This window comes from Corynebacterium amycolatum SK46 (assembly GCF_000173655.1).
Lineage (GTDB): Bacteria > Actinomycetota > Actinomycetes > Mycobacteriales > Mycobacteriaceae > Corynebacterium > Corynebacterium amycolatum_A.
On the sequence record NZ_ABZU01000035.1, the window covers coordinates 1 to 3,999 of the forward strand.

General features: G+C 51.1%; 5 protein-coding genes. 3 read left to right on the forward strand and 2 right to left on the reverse strand.

The features are described from left to right. Positions 1 to 210: hypothetical protein (locus CORAM0001_RS11450; RefSeq protein ID WP_208854668.1), on the reverse strand; the 210-nt coding region annotated here is incomplete at its 3' end. 2 nt (positions 211 to 212) lie between these two features. Then, complete coding sequence (locus CORAM0001_RS11305) at positions 213 to 716, reverse strand: hypothetical protein (RefSeq protein ID WP_157752558.1); 504 nt, start codon at positions 714 to 716, stop codon at positions 213 to 215. Positions 717 to 1,613: 897 nt separating this feature from the next. Here CORAM0001_RS11305 and CORAM0001_RS11580 point away from each other — a divergent pair. Genes CORAM0001_RS11580 through CORAM0001_RS10745 form a run of 3 tightly spaced genes read left to right on the forward strand, consistent with a single transcriptional unit; the run spans position 1,614 to position 3,958 of the window. Beyond that, the gene (locus CORAM0001_RS11580) at positions 1,614 to 2,129 is read left to right on the forward strand and encodes an ABC transporter permease (RefSeq protein WP_244262064.1); all 516 of its coding nucleotides are present in this window, start codon (positions 1,614 to 1,616) and stop codon (positions 2,127 to 2,129) included. Further along, a complete protein-coding gene (locus CORAM0001_RS10740) occupies positions 2,111 to 3,157 on the forward strand; it encodes a taurine ABC transporter substrate-binding protein (RefSeq protein WP_244262065.1) in 1,047 nt (348 codons plus the stop codon). Before CORAM0001_RS11580 ends, CORAM0001_RS10740 begins: the two co-directional genes overlap by 19 nt. A gap of 3 nt (positions 3,158 to 3,160) precedes the next feature. Beyond that, positions 3,161 to 3,958: an ABC transporter ATP-binding protein gene (locus CORAM0001_RS10745; RefSeq protein ID WP_040362002.1), complete on the forward strand. Its 798-nt coding sequence runs from the start codon at positions 3,161 to 3,163 to the stop codon at positions 3,956 to 3,958. Positions 3,959 to 3,999 lie beyond the last annotated feature (41 nt).

A 3,999-nucleotide genomic window follows, 5' to 3' on the forward strand; every position in this document is an offset into this window, starting at 1 on the left:
TTTGTCGCCAAATCTCTTTTCACTGAAGAAGAATATTCCCCAAACGATAAACCCGATGATTGGGAACAGTGACTGCACAAGTGACCATGCAATTATTCGATTCGTGCCGCTTTTCCGACGCACTTCAAAGAGAATAACAATTCCCAATAGCCCAAGATAAATAATCGGAAAAAACGTCCATATTAAATCGTAGTATGCCGGAATTTCCACTATTACACCTGCCGACATCCATTCCCGGCATTAACATCAGCTAAAACGTCAGTATGGCCATTGGCATAACCAGTAAGTTTGATACAGGGATGCAAAGCCGGAAGTAGATGTACGAAGTCCACACCGTCTAGCAGCTTGAGGCCTATCTCTGAATAAGCTCGACCTGAAGCGCCCGATGCACGAGCTCCGCTATTCAAAACGCCTTGGTATGTATATCCCGGAGTTGATGTCTCCCCACCTTGGTTAGTGATTCTAACGCTGGTCACTTTATTTCCTGATGAGCACCACTCCATCGACAGCCAGGAAGTAGCAACTACGAACCCATAGTTAGATTTCCAGTCTTGATGATGGTTAGCAGTCCTGCAGGTGCCACCACTGCGTGTTGCAGTGACAACTGGAGCCGAAACACTTTGCTCTGCTGAGGATGGCGACATAGCACGCAAAAAGGCCACTTTATCTTTTTTAGACAACGCATTGTACGTTTCTTGAGGATTACCCGAATTCATTACCTCGTTTACTAGTACCGCCTCAGATCGACTTTCAGCAGAAGCAGTTCCTGTCGCTGTTCCGACAAAAGCTAGGGCAACTATGGCCGTTGCGAATAACCTTTTTTCATGCTACACCTCAAGATTGCAGAATTCGGTCCAATGAATCAGCACCGTTGTACTTTCGATGTAACGGTTTCACGAAAGATTAAAAACATCAATGATTTCGCTGAAATGTCCAATTGGTTACCTCTAAATGGAGGGACAAGATTCACCACTGTGATTCGGTTCTATCTGAACTGACAACAAGCACAACCTCAGTACCCGAAAGTGAACTGCCTAACAGGATTATTCTCACGAAGACACGCAGCAATTCTTAACCAGCGTTGCACTGCCTAAATACGCACTCCCAAACGCTTCGCATCCAATTTAATTCACGCTGAACTAAACAATCGACACAAAACTAGACAGCATGGTCTACTTTGTGTCATGACCACTTCAACACAAACTATAAATGTGGCTACCCCACCGGTAGCACCAGATACATCTGCTAACGAAAACTCGGGGTCACACGAGGTTCCGCCCAGACGCACGCCGTCCCGAAAACGAAGCTCACATTTCCTCAAATCAAGCCGACTGAAGCTACGTACACTTCAACTATCCGTATTCGCAGCTTTCCTTGCCATTTGGTGGGCGATTGCACGATTTAGCGGCATCGACCCCGTCATTCTCCCCAGTCCAGGTTCAGTTTTCACAGAGCTTATCGACGGAAATCGTTGCGTCCCCACCACTCCGCCCTCAGGTTCCCGGGATTGTGGTGTCCAGGGATATTTCCTCTGGCAGCATCTCCTAGCGACACTAGAGCGCATTGCGGTCGGCCTGAGTCTTGGAATCGCAGCAGGTGTGCTGGTCGGGCTAGTGCTTTCCCGCAGTCAAGCAGTGCGCGCTGTCGTCGAACCGTACATCAGTTTCCTCCGCTCCCTACCACCGTTGGGCTACATCGGCCTTCTCATCGTGTGGTTCGGTGTCGGGGATGTCTCCAAAGTAGTTCTGCTTTTCCTTGCGACCTTTCCCATCATCACCATCGCGACACTGACCGGCATTATCGGCATCCCACAGGATTGGAACCGTGCCGCCCGCACTCTCGGTGCTACAAACTCGCAAGTCTTTCGGCATGTAATTGTTCCTGGCACTCTGCCCGGACTCATAAATGGCATTCGGCTGGCCAACGGTATGTCCTGGGCCTGTATCGTCGCCGCAGAAATGAACGATGGTATTCCCGGCATCGGTGGCGTAGCCTACGTTTCTGGCACCCAACTGGAAACTGCGCTGACCATTGCCGCCATGATTCTGATCGGCATCACCGCCGTCATTGTCGACCAGATTCTCCTATTCGCCGAACGACGTTTGGCTCCATGGCATGGAAAGCAGTAAGTACCACAATGAACAAGTTAAATAAGACACTCTCCGCCGTAGCGGTCACCCTGGCCGCTGCCTCATTGACCACCGGATGCGTGGGCAAGCCCGCCAGTGCCTATGAGCGTAACGCCGCAGCGCAATGTCCATTTGAACCTTCGGAAGTCGGAGGAGATGTAAGACTCGGTTACCAAATCGTTCCCGGAAACGACCTATTTATTCGAAACGAGGGACTGCTGGAGGCATGCCTTCCAAATGTCAATGTTTCGTGGACTCGCTTCCCCGCTGGTCAGGACATAGTTCAGGGTTTTGCTGCTGGATCGGCAGATATTGGATTTGTCGGCTCGACTCCAGCTGCCAAAGCGCTCAGTGAACCACTGAATCTGGATGTGACAGTCCCCCAGGTAAATGTTCTCAATCAGGAATCCGAAGCACTGGTGGCAAAGAATGCGAAGTCCATTCAGGAGCTCAAGGGCAAAAAGATTGCGACGCCATTTTCCTCAACATCTCATTACGCGTTACTCAACGCCCTTAAACAGGCCGGTCTTGACCCGAAGCATGACGTGGAGATTGTCAATATCTCACCGGACAAGTTGCCTGCCGCCTGGAAGTCCAACGCAATAGAAGCAGCCTTTGTTTGGAACCCAACATTGGCAGAGCTTCAGGCAACTGGCACCACTCTCATTGATGCGGGCGTGCTTGGAAAGCGGGGCGCACCCACCTTCAATGCCACCATCGTGGATCGACAATGGGCAAACAAGTACCCCGAAATACTGGACACCTGGCTCAAACTGTCACATTGGGCAGCAGCTGAATACAGGAATAACCCGAAGCCCTATATTTCCGCGAATGCAGCACAAACGGGCATGAGCTTTGATGAAACCAAAAAGCAGCTAGCTGCCGTTCATGTTGTTGACAGTACTGAGCAGGAAGAACAGTTAAAGAAGGCGGCAACGGCGCTGCATAATACCGCTGACTTTCTTCAGGAACAGGGTGAGGTCAAGGCATTCGATCTGAAGCACTACCAGGAAGCAACCGAAGGATAGACCATGTTGAAACTAGATTCCGTCAGCCACGTCTTTGAAACGAACAAGGGCGACCAGGTAGAGGCGCTACGCGATATTGATCTCCTCATCCCCGATTCCGAAATTGTGTGTCTCGTCGGACCATCGGGTTGTGGAAAGTCCACTTTGCTCAAGCTTATTGCCGGCTTCTTCAAGCCGTCCTCTGGACTAATTCTTGACTCTGGCTCCGAAGTCACAGGTCCTGCTATTGAACGCGGTGTCGTTTTTCAGCATGCCACGCTATTTCCATGGCTTACAGTGGCCGAAAACATCAATCTGTCCAGTACTTTTACCGGCACCCGAGAACATGCCGATGAGGGACAGCGACTGCTCGACACCGTTGGACTGAGCGAATCCGCCAATCGGTACCCATACGAACTCTCGGGCGGCATGCAACAGCGAGCTCAAATTGCCAGGGTGCTGGCCGCTAGCCCGCGCACAGTATTAATGGACGAACCTTTTGGTGCACTCGATCCCTTTACCCGCGAACAGCTCCAGGCAGAATTGTTAGGCATCTGGCAGAGATACCGCCCCACCATCATCTTTGTCACTCACTCTGTCGAAGAGGCACTTCTTCTCGGACACAGGGTCGTCGTGATGGGAGCTCGACCCGGCAGAATCATCGACGATGTGGAAATCCCTCAGTCACTGCGCGTTTCCGAGACCAACGGCACAACTGATGATCGCCTGCGGCGGCTGTGGGAAGTTCCAACCAATCCTAAGTTCGTAGACCTTAAAGCTCGCATTAATGCTGGCATTCACAATGCCCACACAGTCAATTAATGCCCACACGGTTTAGTGGCCCATGTGCAGGAGGATTGCCC